We start from the raw sequence: 14376 nt of genomic DNA on the forward strand, positions 1-14376 counted from the left end.
CATTAAAGTTAGGAATACAATGGCGACAATTTATCAGGTTTCGGAGCTTGCAGGCGTGTCCCTGTCTACTGTGTCCAGAGTTCTGAACAATAATGATTATGTAAGTAAAAAGACGAAAAAGAAAGTGATGGAAGCAATGAAGGAGCTGGGTTATCAGCCGAGCTCTATTGCCCGCTCACTTGCTTCAAGTCGAACTAACAGTGTCGGCATTTTAGTCTCAGAGCTTGACGGGCCTTTCTTCGGCCAAATGATGTCAGCAATTGAAGAACAACTTCGCGCCGCTGGTAAACACGTCATTATTACGCCAGGACACAGTGACGAAACAAAAGAGAAAAACGCTTTTGAATTTTTGATCAGCCGTAATTGTGATGCCATCATTGCTCATGTTGAAGCAGTATCAAACGATTATTTAATTGAGTTAAGTAAGGGAAAAACTCCTCTTTACTTAATGAGCCGCTATGTTGAAGAAATCAAAGATAACTGCATCAGTTTAGACAATGAAATGGGTGGTTACCTTGCGACTAAAACAATGATCACTAAAGGTCATACAAACATTGCCTATATTGCTGGACCACAATTTAAGCCCGATGCTTCTGACCGCCTCAAAGGACATAAAAAAGCCCTTGCTGAGTTTGATTTGACCTTTAACGAAAACTTATTTTACATCGGTGATTTTAAAGAAACGGGTGGTAATGATGGTTTGAAACACTTTATTGATAATAAAGCCGCATTTACCGCTTTAGTCTGCGCTAATGATGAAATGGCTTCTGGTGCGATGAAGTACGCCCGTGAGCATGGTTTTGATTTACCTAAAGATTTAGCCATTATGGGATACGATAACGTGATATTTACTAATTACTTGTATCCCACTTTAACCACAATCAATAACCCTGTGCCAGAGATGGGAAAGATGGCCGCTAATTTAGTGTTAAAAGATATCTATAAACACACTGGGATAACAATAAACCATGTGTTCCAGCCAAATTTAATACTCAGAGATTCAACGCCGAGTATCAACTAATTAAGCTAAAGCTCGTTGAGTGTACTTACACCCAACGAGCTTTAAAAAATTGCTCTAAATGACTTTGCACATACTGTAACTGCTGCGTGCCACATGAGGTTTACATGGCACTCGTTAAGCTTAAATGCTTATAGTGATAGGTCTTCTTTAGCAAGCGTAAGGTTATGCGTCACCAATGTATTGCTAGAGATTTGTGTCGCTTCATATAAGTCTGCAAGACCTGCTGTATCATTATTTGATTTGATACGTGAAACACCACGATTACTTAAAGCAAATGATGTCAATTCACGGACTTTCAATTTACGCCCTTTCGTCACTTTTAACAGCTCAATTGCTTTCGTGCAAATTGCTTCTGCTTGCTCATAGTTTTTTGATTTAACGTTTAATGCGCAACCATTGAATGACTCTTCAAGTTGCTGTGGAGCCGTTGCCTGCTCGATAACCATTAACTTATAGTCACTGCCGTCAGCCATAGCCGCTGCTGAGCAAGTTAATAATGAGCCAAGTGCGATGGTTTTGATTAGTGTAAGTTTCATGATTATATTCCTATTAAGTTACGTCGTCTTTGTTGCCGACAACTGAACTTTAAGCTGTTTGCACAATTTCGACAAACGATAAAAAAAAACCTAATAGATGAGGAAAATTAACCTATCGACTTTAGTCTATACTCTGAGTTTTTATTCTTTAATTTCAATTGTGTATATTTGCTTTATAGCGTATAAGCAGCCAATAATCATACATGCCGTATGCCCTAGTAATTTAAAATTTTAGCCATCTAAAACGCAAAAACCACGTTAGAATTAACTAACGTGGTTTTTTAAAGCGTATTTATAAGCTAGGGTAAAACCTTATAAAGAAAGGTCTTCTTTAGCACGAGTTAGGTTATGAGAAACCATCGTGTTATTAGAGATTTGAACCGCTTCATATAAGTCAGCCAAACCTGCTGTATCGTTTTTAGCCATGATACGAGATACGCCACGATTGCTTAATGCAAATGATGTTAACTGACGTATTTTGAATTTTGGTCCTTCGCTTTCTTGTAGAAGCGCGATTGCTTTAGTGCAAATAGATTCTGCTTGCTCGTAATTTTTTGCTTTAACATTTGATACACAGCTATTAAATGACTCTTCAAGTTGCTGTGGAGCAGTTTCCTGCTGAATAACCATTAACTTATAGTCACTGCCACCAGCCATAGCAGCTGCTGAGCAAGTTAGTAATGAGCCAAGTGCGATGGTTTTGATTAGTGTAAGTTTCATGATTATATTCCTATTACCTATTAAGTTACGCCGTCATTGTTGCCGACAACTGAACTTTAGAGCTTTTACTCCAGCGGTACAAACGAGAAATACAAACCCGATAGATGAAGAAATTTAACCTATAGACTTTAGTCTAATACCAACAGATGAGTTCTTAGAATCACTTGCTAAATAGCTGATCTTTTCTTGTTAAATTACATGATAAAAACCCTAAAACAGAAACAATCTTACTACAAAAAATAAAGCCTATATTTTCATTTCTTTTTTATTATTACCCAATCAGAGTGTAAATTTCGCAGTAGCTATTGTGATAGTGAAAGGTTTAAGGGGCTTTGTTCATATTAATAATGGTGCTAGTTTAGCCAGCATTATTCAGCTATGAAGTGAATAATCGCTATATCTTGTAGTAAAGAGTGCAATAAACGGATCTAGTATGCCCAAAAGAAAATAGCCAATTAAAAAGCAAAAAACCACGTAGTAGTAACTAACGTGGTTTTTAAGAATGCTTTAGATTGTATTAATCAATAAATACTTATAAAGATAAGTCTTCTTTAGCAAGCGTTAGGTTATGAGACACTAACGTGTTGTTTGAAATCTGTGTTGCTTCATATAAATCAGCCAAACCCGCTGTATCATTTTTTGACTTGATACGTGATATACCACGGTTGCTTAAAGCAAATGATGTCAGTTCACGGACTTTTAATTTACGCCCTTTCGTCACTTTTAACAGCTCAATTGCTTTCGTACATATTGCTTCTGCTTGCTCATAGTTTTTTGATTTAACGTTTAATGCGCAACCATTGAATGACTCTTCAAGTTGCTGTGGAGCCGTTGCCTGCTCGATAACCATTAACTTATAGTCACTGCCGCCAGCCATAGCAGCTGCTGAGCAAGTTAATAATGAGCCAAGTGCGATGGTTTTGATTAGTGTAAGTTTCATGATTATATTCCTATTAAGTTACGTCGTCTTTGTTGCCGACAACTGAACTTTAAGCTGTTCGTACAATTTCGACAAACGATAAAAACAAACCTAATAGATGAGGAAAATTAACCTATCGACTTTAGTCTTATGCTTTCATATCAAATTTTAACTTGGCTTTAAAGCTCGCAACTTTAAACTTTATTTCTACAAACTCCTTCGCCCATATGCCATAATCTAAATAATTCATAAATTTAGTAACTTGGCGGTATTTCAACCGTTGCAAGCTAACTTAAAGGGTTTTTTAATGGCTTATCAAGAGCAAAATCAAGCAACTATTTATTGGCACGATTATGAAACTTGGGGGGCGAGCCCACAAAAGGACAAACCCAGCCAGTTTGCGGGTATTCGTACCGACCTTGATTTAAATATTATTGGTGAGCCACTCATTGAATATTGCAAACCTGTGGCAGATTACCTACCTCACCCTGAAGCATGTTTAATCACAGGAATTACTCCGCAAGTAGCAATGCAAAAAGGCTTGGTTGAAGCTGACTTTATAGCCAAAATACACGCTGAATTTAGTGTACCTAATACCTGTGTTGCCGGTTATAACAGTATTCGCTTTGATGATGAAGTAAGCCGTTATAGTTTTTATCGTAACTTTTACGACCCTTATGAGCGTGAATACAAAAATAATAATAGCCGCTGGGATATTATTGATTTAGTACGCGCCTGCTATGCGCTGCGCCCTGAAGGAATTGAGTGGCCATTAAAAGAAGATGGCAGCCCAAGCTTTAAGCTAGAACATTTAACTGTTGCCAATGGCATTGAGCACGCCGCTGCGCACGATGCGCTATCTGATGTCACAGCAACCATTGCCCTTGCAAAACTAATAAAAGAAAAACAGCCTAAGCTGTATAACTTCTTTTTTAGCCTACGGGGTAAAAAAGCACTCGCTGAATTGGTTGATGTATTTAATATGACCCCACTGGTGCACACTTCATCACGTATACCTGCAACACAAGGCTGCACCAGTTGGATTGCGCCGATGAGCTTTCATCCAGTAAATAAAAATGCTGTAGTCTGCTTTAATTTAACTGAAGATCCACAAGTATTAATTGATTTATCAGTAGAAGAACTTCGCACCCGCCTTTACACAAAGCGCAGTGAACTTGGTGAAGATGAACTGCCCGTTGGTTTAAAACTAGTGCATTTAAATAAGTGCCCGATTTTAGCCCCTGCAAAAACATTATTACCTGAAAACGCCGCGCGCTTGGGGATTGATCGTGAGCAATGTTTAAAAAATCTTGCCGTATTAAAAGCCAACCCAAGCCTTCGCGATAAAGTAACCGAGGTATTTAACGACAACCCCGATTACGGTCAAACCACTAATACTGATTACATGTTATACGACGGCTTTACCAGCAACGCGGACAAAGCCAAATTTGCCATCATTCGTGATGCCAGCCCTGAGCAATTAGCAGGTATGCAACTAGATTTTGAAGATAAGAAGTTTGATAACTTATTATTTAAATACCGTGCCCGCAACTGGCCACAATCGCTGAGCCAAGACGAGCTCGATCAATGGCGACAGTATTGCCAAAACAAGTTAATGCACGGTGAAGATCAGCCCTCGATCAGCGCACAAGATTTTATGATCACCCTTGAAAATCTTGCCCATGAACATGACGACAACGAGAAGAACTTAACTATTCTAAAAGCATTGTATAACTACGCGCAGAGTATGTAAGCGGTAAGCGGTAAGCGGTAAGCGGTAAGCGGTAAGCGGTAAGCGGTAAGCGGTAAGCGGTATGATGTTAATAAATAAAGCGCCTTCGTCAATATGATTTAAGGCGCTAAGCTACAATTAAAGCTATTAATTTTTATGCAGTGCTTCAATACGAGCTAATAAGCTTGACGTATCATAGCGGCCGCCACCGAGAGCTTGCACATCAGCGTAGTATTGATCCACAGTTGCGGTCATGGGTAAGGTAGCGCCGTTGTTTTTCGCTTCATCAAGCGCAATGCCTAAATCTTTACGCATCCAATCGACTGCAAAACCAAATTCGTACTCACCCTGCCACATGGTTTTATAGCGGTTTTCCATTTGCCAAGAGCCTGCTGCACCTTTTGAAATGGTTTCAATCACTTTTTCACCATCTAGGCCTGCTTGTTTTGCAAAATGTAACCCCTCAGCTAAACCTTGTACTACACCCGCAATACAAATTTGATTAACCATTTTACATAATTGGCCAGAGCCGACTTCACCCAGTAATTGACTAAAGCGACTAAAAGCCGCCATAACGGGCTGTACTTTTGCAAATACGGCTTCATCTCCACCAGCCATGACCGTTAACACACCATTCTCAGCCCCAGCCTGACCACCAGAAACAGGTGCATCAATAAATGCAATATTCTTAAGTGCGGCTTTTGCCGACACTTCACGCGCCACCTCAGCTGAGGTGGTTGTGTGATCAACCAAAATAGTGCCAACTGCCATACCTGCAAGTACACCATCATCACCATAAACCACTGAACGTAAATCGTCGTCATTACCTACACACATAAACACAATATCCGCGCCTTTGGCTGCAAGTGCTGGAGTCAGAGCAACATCACCTTTGTACTCTTGTGTCCATTGCTGTGCTTTAGCTGTTGTACGGTTATACACAGTAACATTGTGCCCTGCATTGGCTAAATGACCAGCCATTGGGTAACCCATTACGCCTAAACCGATAAACGAAACATTCATTGACATAAAACTGTCCTAATTCAGTGGTAACTTAAAAAGATATATTGATTATCTCAGCCGAACAGACAAAAAGCGAATGAAAAAGTCTTCATTAATTTTCTTCATGGACGACACACAGCAGGTATACTATGGATAGCATTTATCAATTCAGCGCCCCACTTTATAATGGCGAAGAGTTTTCTTTAAGCCAATTAAAAGGCAAAACGATCTTAATCGCCAACACCGCTAGTAAGTGTAACTTTTCAGTGCAATTAAGTGCGCTTGAAAAACTATATCAGCAATATAAAGCACAAGGATTTATCGTACTGGCTTTTCCATGTAATCAATTTGATTATAATGAACCCGTTGACAACGCCGATATGAAAGACGTCTATCAACAACAATTTGGTGTGAGTTTTCCTGTGTTTAGTAAAGTGATGGTCAATGGCCCAGAGGCGCATCCTTTATTCAACTACTTAAAAGCACACACCCGAGGCATTGCACAAAATCGAGCTATAAAATGGAATTTTACTAAATTTCTTATAAACTCTGAGGGGCAGTTGTCAGTACGTTACGCGCCACGTACCAAACCCGAAACCTTAAAAATGGTAATAGAGAGCACCCTCAATGAATCCGATGACAGTAGCGCTTTTCAGTTCGCAAAAATATGAGCAAGCCTCTTTTGATACATACTTAGAAGATCAAGCAACGATTTCAATTACTCATTTCGAGCAAGCGTTAACGGCCCAAAATACCATTTTGTGCAAAGGGTTTGATGCGGTTTGTGTATTTGTGAATGATACTGTCGATGAAACCGTAATAAAGCAACTAGATGAACTGGGCGTTAAATGTATTTTACTTCGTTGTGCAGGCTTTAATAATGTCGATTTAGCGGCCGCTAAAGCACACAATATAAAGGTGTGCCGCGTACCGGCTTACAGTCCTGAAGCAGTTGCAGAGCATTGTATAGCACTGATGCTTACTTTAAACCGAAAAACCCATAAAGCGTATAACCGTATACGTGAAGACAATTTCGATTTAAACGGACTGCTTGGCTTTAATCTGTTTCAAAAAACCATTGGTATTATAGGCTGCGGCAAGATAGGTCTGGCACTGGTAAACATTCTTAACGGCTTTGGCGCCAACGTTTTAGTATGCGATCCCTACGCGGAGCAAGGCGCGTATACCCTTTGTGAGCTTGATACACTTTTAAGTCAAAGCGATATTATTTCTTTGCATTGCCCATTAAACGAGCAAACTCATCACCTTATCAACGAACAAGCATTCGCAAAAATGAAGCCCGGTGTAATGCTTATTAACACTTCTCGCGGCGCTTTAATCGATAGTAAAGATTGTATTAAAGCACTAAAAAGTAAACAGTTAGGTTATTTAGGTCTCGATGTTTATGAGCAAGAATCTGAGCTGTTTTTTAAAGACCGACGGGATGAAATAATGCAAGACGATGTATTTTCACGCCTTGTGAGTTTTCCTAATGTCCTCGTCACCGGCCATCAAGGCTTTTTTACTCAAGAAGCATTAAATGAAATAGCCCAAACTACATTACAAAATGCATATGAAATCGCTAATCAATCTCCACTTAGCAATGAGGTAAAGTTATAGGTGCTAAGGATACTAACCTTTTTCACGTTTGATAAAACGATAATAAAAGGTGATTACTGCGATGCCCCAAGCGAAAAAGCCCAACAGTATGTTAGACAATATTGACCCGGTATTTTGTAAGACAGCTTGTTCAATATTATCAGGATTATAATATGCCTTTACTTGCTTACCAGCGGAGTATTCTTGCAATAAGGCCGAGACGTTATAATCCCATTGCCCAAAATCAATTTTATCACTGACATAAGATTGTTCAGCGACCAAATAACGAAATTCAATCCATGGTGAGTCTGGCCCACCCCGGTGACCTCGATTTACTTTTGATACGATTATCACGGCATCAGTTTCAACCCAATTGCTCGACGATACCATTATCAACAAATCTTTCACTGCAAACCAACCCAAAAACAACATTGTAATTATGATGATAACGCTATTCACACGCATTTTATTTGACCACGACTCTGCTACTTTCTTGTTATTGTTATAAATAAACATATTCCCCTCGATAGCATAAGCATCAATGTAATAAAAAGCTGTAAGTTCATTTTATCCGATCTCGCGTTTTCACAAAATCATTTAAGTTTTACAGCGAAATTTTCTTATTTTGAAACATAAGTTAGTTTTGTAAAATGAAAAGCGCGAAGGTTCAGCATTTAATTTTGTAGCACCTTTTAAATAGATAAATTAGAGTGGGTGTCACGATATACTCTTACTTCTAACAAGCAACCGCTGAGTAATAAAGTAAGCTTGTAGACTTATAACCCCATACCATGTGCTTTTAAATGATAAAACAGTGCATACGTATTCACATTGAATTAATAAAGCAAGCTTGTGATAGTCAATTTTTATTTTTTAAGGTGCCATCATGAAATTCGTTGCTTTATTGTTTAGCTTACTCATTTTTGTCGTTCATACCAGCTATGCTACCCCCACTGAACTACAAGTAAGTAAAGGCACCATTGAAATCGTCAAAAATATAGAATCGAAGTACGTAAAAAGCCGCTTTTTAAATGTATGGTTACCACCGGGTTATAACAAAAGCAGCCATTACGATGTGCTCTATATGCATGATGGCCGTATGCTTTTTGATGCTAATAGTACATGGAATAAACAAGAGTGGCGGGTTGATGAAGTCGCTGGCACACTCATAGAGCAAGGGAAAGTACGGCCATTTATTGTTGTTGGGATACCAAATGCAGTAGCAAACCGCCACAGCGAGTACTACCCACAACAACCATTTGAAAGCCTAAGTAAGCAAAAGCAACAAAGCCTCTATCAACTCGAAAAATATCCTGGTCACAAGCTATTTGCTTCTAAAGTGTATTCTGATAACTATTCACGCTTTTTAGTTGAAGACGTTATTCCTTACATTGAATCTCACTACAATGTAAATAAAGGTGCAAAGCATCGTTTCATTGCAGGTTCTAGCATGGGTGGTCTTATCTCATGGTATACATTGCTTAATTACCCGAACGAATTTGCTGGCGCTATTTGTATGTCGACCCACTGGCCAGGAATTTTTAGCCAAGATGACGCAATATTTGCAGAGTTTAAACAATATATTGCCAATAATTTATCAAAACTTAGTGGTCAAAAAGTTTATTTTGATTACGGCGACAGTACTTTAGATGCCATGTACCCACAACTACAAAAGCAAATTGATGTGCTCTTTATGGAGGAAAGATACCCAGCAAAACTTTGGCAAAGTCAGTACTTCCCAGGTGAAGAGCATACGGAAGACGCATGGGCAAAACGCTTACATATACCGCTAGAATTTATGTTTAGAAAAGCCAGCCAATAGCAAGCTATTTAAATGGAATAGTCCACTATTGTTTATATTGCTTTATTTTGTACAGTAAAGAGGTGGGTAGCTATAAACACAAATAACTTTATAAAAAGAAGAACAAGTACTTAATCAACTACTCGCAACAGATACACAAGGTAGATAAAAATTACGGCTGGCTCAAAGTAATAAACTAAGGGCCAACTATAATTTTCAGATTAAGCAATATATTATGAATTAAACGGTTTGTTCGAGGTGATTTTAGCTAAACCTTTGATAATTCGATAAATAGACCAAATCCACACACCGATTAAAAGAAAATAACCAACCACAACAAAAGCTAAAATAAGGCCAATAATTGAAAGACCTAGTCCCCACCAAAACGTGCTAATAATATTTGAGTAATGATCTTCAAATATAGTACCTTCGGCCTCTGATCTTTTCACCATTGCCCACACAGCACCAATAATCCAAACTATACCTGTAAATAGCCCTAATACCATTAACCCATAACCGATTAAAGCACTCGTTTTTGCAGCTTCTTCCTTTGTTGATAAAGGTTGAGGTGCTACAGGTGGTTGTTGTATTTCTGACATTATTATCTCCTTTGTTGTCAGTTTAGTAAAATTATAACCCTAATCCATCAGCCTATATGCTAAGCCCAAATTATAGGCGCTATAGCATCTAAGTTTTTTATATGTCGGTTATGCCAATGGCTCAAAGGCACTGATCTCGCTCTTTGATTTTAAAGGACGAAGAATAAATTCAGATAGCACAATTGCATACATAGATGGTAAAAGTAGAACAGATATCGCAGACTGTAATACAGACCAACCTATTGCCTGCCCTGCATCATAAGTCAACAGTATAGAAATACCAGGCATCACCGTGTAAAAAGCAGCCGTGCCATAGGTAAAGCTAATCACTTTTTTTGCAATTAACACCTCTTGGGCTTCAAGGTTTCTGATATTTAAAAGGCACAATGATAGTGATCTCCAAAAGCGCAGACCCTTCATACCAAAAGCAAATGTACAAAGTAAAATAGGAGTGACGATTAAAGCTACAAGTGACGGAAGGTTATATAGTAATGTCAAATCTACATTAGACGATGTTAGTACTATTGTTATTGTAAGAAACAGTAAAAAACTAATTAAATTGATCATATTCCCTCTAGTATTCTAACGAGCACACTGAGTTACTCACTTTTATTATTTTTATAATTGCATTAACGATAACTGAATTTCACCTTTTATTCAATCGGTTACTACGACTATAAATGAATATACTAAAGAATAATTACTCGACTGTTAGCTAGCTTTTAGCCGTTAGGTGAAACAGATAAAAGAAAGAGATTAAATCACTTTCTCGCCTCATAATCTGTAAAAAATAAACAGTATCAACTTCTATTTAGTAGAATGTGTGGTAAAAATGACTCACAATTTCGTGTAACTTGGATTAAAATTAGCTTTACAATAACACTCAAATACGTTGTACATTCAAAATGCCCTTTACCTCAACAAATGCTTTGTGATTAATTCTGGCTCTAAATAGCTTGCGCTAAATGTTTTACGCGCTTTCCTCTCATACTCACTCAACATACCTAACTACATGAAGAAACAGCGAACGATAAATAAAACTAGTCACCTCATGACAGCTGTTATGTGCCCGCTATTTAATTTCGCTGCTATGTTTTTCGGCAAACTCTTGTAAAAACATTGAATGTCCAGATTGCTTTTCAATAGATTTATCATTTTCAATAACTTGGTAAGTGTCATATAATCCACCATGTTGATTAAGGTAATCAATGACTTCAAAATAAAAAGATTCTATTAGTTCTTTATCTCTATTATTAGTAAGTAATTCTAGTTGAACACCAACAATTGCCACTTTTGCAAATAAGCCATTTCGTAATGTACTGATTGCCCCATCGACGTCTTTTTTATCTTCAAGCTTTTTTAACGCATAAAGAAAGAAACGACCATTATCTACATGTTCCTTCGTATATGAAGCACCATTCATTTGAAACGTCATTAAAGCACCACTAAATAGCCCCGCTACAAAAACAAAAATAACAAATAGACCGATCCCGACCCAACTTAAAACTTTAAATTTCACAAGTCCTCCTAAAAAGTAATTTATACTAGTTAGCAGCTTAAAACGTACGCTTTGTTGCAATTAAAGATAGCAACATTTTTATGACTTATTTATCCCACTTGCTATACGTTTAAATGCTAATAACCAAAATATAGGCCACAACACGATTTCTACAAATACACCAATAGAGCCGATATCGCCATAAACAAATGTAGATTTAAAAAACCGAACAAAGCGATTGGGATCTAGCGGAATATAATTAATATTACCTTGATAAAGTATTGAAGCTAAAATGACAATAGAAATACTTAACCACTTTTTATTTGGCTCATAACTATGGATTAAAAACGCAGGAATTAAAGCGGCAAAACCAATCCCAATAAAATTTTGAGCTATATGATAAAAGCTAAAATCTTCCTGCCATTGAAACCACCAAAATATTTTACCAGCCGCCGCAATACCTATCGCAGATATTGTCAGCGAATAATAACAAATAGCTATACTCATACTTAATAAAATTAGCTTAAGATAATGCATACTGATCCTTGAAAAGCATATCCCACTGTATAACGGGCAAGTATACGTAAATTACAATACCAAGCAGAGCAGCGCAAGGAACTTACGTATCTCTGTTTTTGTGAACCCAATGAGTGAGTTTATGCTGTTGTTATATCGCATATATACAGCCTAGCTTTTGTTTTTTTTCATTTTGATGAGACCAATCAAAGAAGATATTACACAGATAGCTAAAAATGAAACGAATACAGTAACTAGGAAAAAAGGATCAAGGTGTCCAGCGTACAAGTATGCTGAGAGCTGAAAAAGTAAGGTTCCAATTAACCCAGAAATAACAATAGCGACGAAATACTGCTTTATTAACAAATGTGAAGCGATAGAAGAAATTGTCGCGATAGTGACCAACACAAAAATTCCAATTATTCCTTCATTCATTTAAATATCCTTTGTAGTACACTTTGCTCACTGGAAATTCAAACATAGCGAATAATTTACCGTGTGAAGTAATTTATAATATGCCATCATACAATCACCTATCAACTAAAGAAAGCTGCGTAATGAATAAGGGAAATCACAAAAAAGGCGAGATAGAGATAACAAAAGAAATTATAGAGTTCAAGAATGAATACGCAACACTATACAATGATGATGTTATCTTTCCTTCTGGGGATCATGGCAAGTATCTTCGTTTTGTTTGGAATGCTCCATATGGAGTTATGATATTCGCTAAAGATTTAGCTGGAAAACTGCTACTTGTAAAAAATTTTAGGCATGAAAATAGGTGTTGGTCTTGGGAAATACCAAAAGGGTTTGGTGAAAAAGAATTATCCCCATTAGACTGCAGTAAAAAAGAACTTTTCGAAGAAACAGGTTGTATAGGTAATAACTGGGAGCTATATAAAACGATTACAGAAAAGCAATCCAATACTTACCTATTCAACGTAGAAGTTGATTCTCTACCATCAGTCATGAACCAAGAGAATAAAGAAGCTATCTCTGAAGTACGCTTCTTTGAAACCCATGAGTTAAAAGAACTATTATTAAGTAAAGAAATCATCGATCCTATGACTATGTTTTTTATTGCTCAGAATTTATCTAATGATGTATAAATGGTTTCATTTACATCATCCTTAGAAAAGTGCTGTGCTTTGATTTTATCATTGTCTGCAGAGTTCTCTATGGTTGTTTGTAATTTGTATTTCTCTCGGATCATTTTTTGTTCTGTCATTGTCGATTGACGATCGATAATCTCGCTGACAAAAAAATTAGCTATAGAAAGCGCTCCCCCAGCAACAGCATCAGTTAGCGCAAGGCCAAGAGCAAAAACGCCGCTTTCTTGTGAAATCTTTCGCATCGGCTGTAAATATCTTTTACCTTTAAACTGCTTAGATGTCTTCAAACCCAGATGGCGTTTTATTATGTATTGATCTATGAGGTTTTGATATGCAATGAGTGCATCTAATGTATTTTCAAGTGAATTTTCGCTTGATACTCCGTAATTAATTTTTTTCTGATATTCTTTAAATTCCAAGCTATCTCTAAGAAATAAAATATCCTCTGGCATTAACTTTGATAATGCTTGCTCATAACTGCTTAAATTTAAATTCGTTGCTATTTCAATTGATGATTTTTTCTCAATTACTTGTGGCTTTTTAGGGTAAGCTAACTCGAAACTGCTTTGATGAAGAGGAGAATATATAGGGTTAGTATTAAGTACTTTAGAGATACCCGTCACATATGGTGCATCAGAAAATTTAATTATATCATCCCTATGTTTGGTCCATATATCATGCTTACCAATTTTACGTAAATCAGACTCAAAATTTTTATGCAAAAAAATTCTACCTAGACCTTGATCACGCTCAGACTCGATTAACAACCGATCTATCAGCATTCGTTGAATATCACTCCCAAACACTTGCTTGGCATTTTCACCGTTAAATATATTGAATATATTTTCTGTATAATTTTCTCTTAAAGATGAATATGTATAAGGTATAATTTCACAACTCTCATTAACGAAGTCTAAATCAGCATCTAAAAGAAATTGTTGTTGTTCCATATTACATTTCTTTTCTGTTTGAAAAGCATCTCTAACTTGAGTTAGCCTGTCGCAATTATATGTACCTAGTGGATCCCGAACAGCAATGGATAAGAGATCTTTTGAGATAAGTTGTTTAAACTCTGTACTTTCATTAATTAGAGTTCGAAAGTTTACACAATTAACCGCTTGAGCGTCAGAAATCATTAATTTTTCATTAAACAGTAAACCATGTTTAAAGTGAGCTTCAAAAGAACTTTTATAAGACAAATTTTTCGCAATGGGGAGCTCAGTATCAGCTAGCATCCAATACGCACGGTTTAATCTTTTTTCTTTCATATTCCATCCTTAGCTTGAAAAGTACGGGCATAAAACGCCCTTGTTTATGGGCA

General features: G+C 37.1%; 17 protein-coding genes. 6 read left to right on the forward strand and 11 right to left on the reverse strand.

Going from position 1 to position 14376, the window contains the following annotated elements:
- Nucleotides 1-19 precede the first annotated feature (19 nt).
- Nucleotides 20-1021, forward strand: a complete 1002-nt coding sequence (locus NQT69_RS03335; RefSeq protein WP_256826286.1) for a LacI family DNA-binding transcriptional regulator — start codon at nucleotides 20-22, stop codon at nucleotides 1019-1021.
- Nucleotides 1022-1149: 128 nt separating this feature from the next.
- On the opposite strand, the gene NQT69_RS03340 is transcribed toward NQT69_RS03335, so the two are convergent.
- From NQT69_RS03340 to NQT69_RS03350, 3 genes are all read right to left on the reverse strand, one after another.
- Nucleotides 1150-1557, reverse strand: coding sequence for a hypothetical protein (locus tag NQT69_RS03340; protein WP_256826287.1), 408 nt, complete (start codon nucleotides 1555-1557; stop codon nucleotides 1150-1152).
- Between the two features lie 312 nt (nucleotides 1558-1869).
- Nucleotides 1870-2277 (reverse strand): hypothetical protein, encoded by a 408-nt coding sequence (locus NQT69_RS03345; protein WP_256826288.1) that lies wholly within the window; start codon nucleotides 2275-2277, stop codon nucleotides 1870-1872.
- Between the two features lie 532 nt (nucleotides 2278-2809).
- Nucleotides 2810-3217, reverse strand: a complete 408-nt coding sequence (locus tag NQT69_RS03350) for a hypothetical protein (RefSeq protein WP_256826289.1) — start codon at nucleotides 3215-3217, stop codon at nucleotides 2810-2812.
- 286 nt (nucleotides 3218-3503) lie between these two features.
- On the opposite strand from NQT69_RS03350, the gene sbcB reads away from it, so the two are divergent.
- Nucleotides 3504-4949 carry an exodeoxyribonuclease I gene (gene sbcB / locus NQT69_RS03355; protein ID WP_256826290.1) on the forward strand — a complete coding sequence of 482 codons (1446 nt, stop codon included), beginning with the start codon at nucleotides 3504-3506 and terminating at the stop codon, nucleotides 4947-4949.
- A gap of 126 nt (nucleotides 4950-5075) precedes the next feature.
- Here the strand turns inward: sbcB and NQT69_RS03360 are convergent, their stop codons facing one another.
- The gene (locus NQT69_RS03360; RefSeq protein WP_256826291.1) at nucleotides 5076-5957 is read right to left on the reverse strand and encodes an NAD(P)-dependent oxidoreductase; all 882 of its coding nucleotides are present in this window, start codon (nucleotides 5955-5957) and stop codon (nucleotides 5076-5078) included.
- 122 nt (nucleotides 5958-6079) lie between these two features.
- Here NQT69_RS03360 and NQT69_RS03365 point away from each other — a divergent pair, with 122 nt between their 5' ends.
- Nucleotides 6080-6601, forward strand: coding sequence for a glutathione peroxidase (locus tag NQT69_RS03365; protein WP_256826292.1), 522 nt, complete (start codon nucleotides 6080-6082; stop codon nucleotides 6599-6601).
- Complete coding sequence (locus NQT69_RS03370) at nucleotides 6567-7550, forward strand: 2-hydroxyacid dehydrogenase (RefSeq protein WP_256826726.1); 984 nt, start codon at nucleotides 6567-6569, stop codon at nucleotides 7548-7550. Before NQT69_RS03365 ends, NQT69_RS03370 begins: the two co-directional genes overlap by 35 nt.
- Nucleotides 7551-7562: 12 nt before the next feature.
- On the opposite strand, the gene NQT69_RS03375 is transcribed toward NQT69_RS03370, so the two are convergent.
- Nucleotides 7563-7994, reverse strand: a complete 432-nt coding sequence (locus NQT69_RS03375; RefSeq protein WP_256826293.1) for a DUF3592 domain-containing protein — start codon at nucleotides 7992-7994, stop codon at nucleotides 7563-7565.
- A 421-nt stretch (nucleotides 7995-8415) separates the two neighbouring features.
- On the opposite strand from NQT69_RS03375, the gene NQT69_RS03380 reads away from it, so the two are divergent.
- The gene (locus tag NQT69_RS03380) at nucleotides 8416-9351 is read left to right on the forward strand and encodes an alpha/beta hydrolase (RefSeq protein ID WP_256826294.1); all 936 of its coding nucleotides are present in this window, start codon (nucleotides 8416-8418) and stop codon (nucleotides 9349-9351) included.
- A 212-nt stretch (nucleotides 9352-9563) separates the two neighbouring features.
- Here the strand turns inward: NQT69_RS03380 and NQT69_RS03385 are convergent, their stop codons facing one another.
- The 5 genes from NQT69_RS03385 to NQT69_RS03405 all read right to left on the reverse strand — a co-directional run bounded on the left by NQT69_RS03385 (nucleotide 9564) and on the right by NQT69_RS03405 (nucleotide 12378).
- Nucleotides 9564-9929, reverse strand: a complete 366-nt coding sequence (locus tag NQT69_RS03385; RefSeq protein WP_256826295.1) for a DUF4870 family protein — start codon at nucleotides 9927-9929, stop codon at nucleotides 9564-9566.
- Between the two features lie 108 nt (nucleotides 9930-10037).
- A complete protein-coding gene (locus NQT69_RS03390; RefSeq protein WP_256826296.1) occupies nucleotides 10038-10316 on the reverse strand; it encodes a hypothetical protein in 279 nt (92 codons plus the stop codon).
- Nucleotides 10317-11001: 685 nt separating this feature from the next.
- Nucleotides 11002-11448 (reverse strand): hypothetical protein, encoded by a 447-nt coding sequence (locus NQT69_RS03395; RefSeq protein WP_256826297.1) that lies wholly within the window; start codon nucleotides 11446-11448, stop codon nucleotides 11002-11004.
- Between the two features lie 78 nt (nucleotides 11449-11526).
- Nucleotides 11527-11934, reverse strand: coding sequence for a hypothetical protein (locus NQT69_RS03400; protein WP_256826298.1), 408 nt, complete (start codon nucleotides 11932-11934; stop codon nucleotides 11527-11529).
- A 180-nt stretch (nucleotides 11935-12114) separates the two neighbouring features.
- The gene (locus NQT69_RS03405) at nucleotides 12115-12378 is read right to left on the reverse strand and encodes a hypothetical protein (protein WP_256826299.1); all 264 of its coding nucleotides are present in this window, start codon (nucleotides 12376-12378) and stop codon (nucleotides 12115-12117) included.
- A 122-nt stretch (nucleotides 12379-12500) separates the two neighbouring features.
- On the opposite strand from NQT69_RS03405, the gene NQT69_RS03410 reads away from it, so the two are divergent.
- Nucleotides 12501-13052, forward strand: a complete 552-nt coding sequence (locus tag NQT69_RS03410; RefSeq protein ID WP_256826300.1) for an NUDIX hydrolase — start codon at nucleotides 12501-12503, stop codon at nucleotides 13050-13052.
- On the opposite strand, the gene NQT69_RS03415 is transcribed toward NQT69_RS03410, so the two are convergent.
- Nucleotides 13028-14323 carry a hypothetical protein gene (locus tag NQT69_RS03415; RefSeq protein ID WP_256826301.1) on the reverse strand — a complete coding sequence of 432 codons (1296 nt, stop codon included), beginning with the start codon at nucleotides 14321-14323 and terminating at the stop codon, nucleotides 13028-13030. The genes NQT69_RS03410 and NQT69_RS03415 overlap by 25 nt on opposite strands.
- Nucleotides 14324-14376 lie beyond the last annotated feature (53 nt).

It is taken from the genome of Pseudoalteromonas shioyasakiensis (assembly GCF_024518675.1).
GTDB lineage: Bacteria > Pseudomonadota > Gammaproteobacteria > Enterobacterales > Alteromonadaceae > Pseudoalteromonas > Pseudoalteromonas shioyasakiensis_B.

Coding starts and splice junctions, on each gene's coding strand:
- NQT69_RS03335 (WP_256826286.1), top strand. CDS start 20: ATGGCGACAATTTATCAGGTTTCGGAGCTTGCAGGCGTGTCCCTGTCT.
- NQT69_RS03340 (WP_256826287.1), bottom strand. CDS start 1,557: ATGAAACTTACACTAATCAAAACCATCGCACTTGGCTCATTATTAACT.
- NQT69_RS03345 (WP_256826288.1), bottom strand. CDS start 2,277: ATGAAACTTACACTAATCAAAACCATCGCACTTGGCTCATTACTAACT.
- NQT69_RS03350 (WP_256826289.1), bottom strand. CDS start 3,217: ATGAAACTTACACTAATCAAAACCATCGCACTTGGCTCATTATTAACT.
- sbcB (WP_256826290.1), top strand. CDS start 3,504: ATGGCTTATCAAGAGCAAAATCAAGCAACTATTTATTGGCACGATTAT.
- NQT69_RS03360 (WP_256826291.1), bottom strand. CDS start 5,957: ATGTCAATGAATGTTTCGTTTATCGGTTTAGGCGTAATGGGTTACCCA.
- NQT69_RS03365 (WP_256826292.1), top strand. CDS start 6,080: ATGGATAGCATTTATCAATTCAGCGCCCCACTTTATAATGGCGAAGAG.
- NQT69_RS03370 (WP_256826726.1), top strand. CDS start 6,567: ATGACAGTAGCGCTTTTCAGTTCGCAAAAATATGAGCAAGCCTCTTTT.
- NQT69_RS03375 (WP_256826293.1), bottom strand. CDS start 7,994: ATGCGTGTGAATAGCGTTATCATCATAATTACAATGTTGTTTTTGGGT.
- NQT69_RS03380 (WP_256826294.1), top strand. CDS start 8,416: ATGAAATTCGTTGCTTTATTGTTTAGCTTACTCATTTTTGTCGTTCAT.
- NQT69_RS03385 (WP_256826295.1), bottom strand. CDS start 9,929: ATGTCAGAAATACAACAACCACCTGTAGCACCTCAACCTTTATCAACA.
- NQT69_RS03400 (WP_256826298.1), bottom strand. CDS start 11,934: ATGAGTATAGCTATTTGTTATTATTCGCTGACAATATCTGCGATAGGT.
- NQT69_RS03405 (WP_256826299.1), bottom strand. CDS start 12,378: ATGAATGAAGGAATAATTGGAATTTTTGTGTTGGTCACTATCGCGACA.
- NQT69_RS03410 (WP_256826300.1), top strand. CDS start 12,501: ATGAATAAGGGAAATCACAAAAAAGGCGAGATAGAGATAACAAAAGAA.
- NQT69_RS03415 (WP_256826301.1), bottom strand. CDS start 14,323: ATGAAAGAAAAAAGATTAAACCGTGCGTATTGGATGCTAGCTGATACT.